Origin of the sequence: Achromobacter sp. GbtcB20 (assembly GCF_019091095.1) — a bacterium.
Lineage (GTDB): Bacteria > Pseudomonadota > Gammaproteobacteria > Burkholderiales > Burkholderiaceae_B > Achromobacter > Achromobacter mucicolens.
Window position 1 is genome coordinate 1 of sequence record NZ_JAGXJZ010000716.1, and the last position, 252, is coordinate 252.

Genomic DNA, 252 nt, shown 5'->3' on the forward strand with positions numbered 1-252 from the left:
CCGAAGCCCAGCTGCGCCTGCTCGACGACTTCGCCTTCAACCTGCAAGCCGCCGCCTCCCAGCGCGGCAAGCGCCCGATCACCCTGGTCGACGGCAGCGAGGACGACATGCTGCGCCTGGGCGCCTCGCTGGAGCGCATCCCATCGGCCTACAAGGCCGAGATCGGCAACTGGATGATGGAGAGAATCATGGCCATCCCAAGCGCGGGCGCGAAGCTCGATGCGAAGACGGCGGCGACCTATACGCGCTATC

General features: G+C 67.1%; 1 protein-coding gene. It reads left to right on the top strand.

Annotated elements, in window-relative coordinates; all coding sequences use genetic code 11:
* On the top strand, window positions 1-252 hold a 252-nt coding region (locus KVT32_RS30830; protein ID WP_217619510.1), incomplete at both ends, for a hypothetical protein.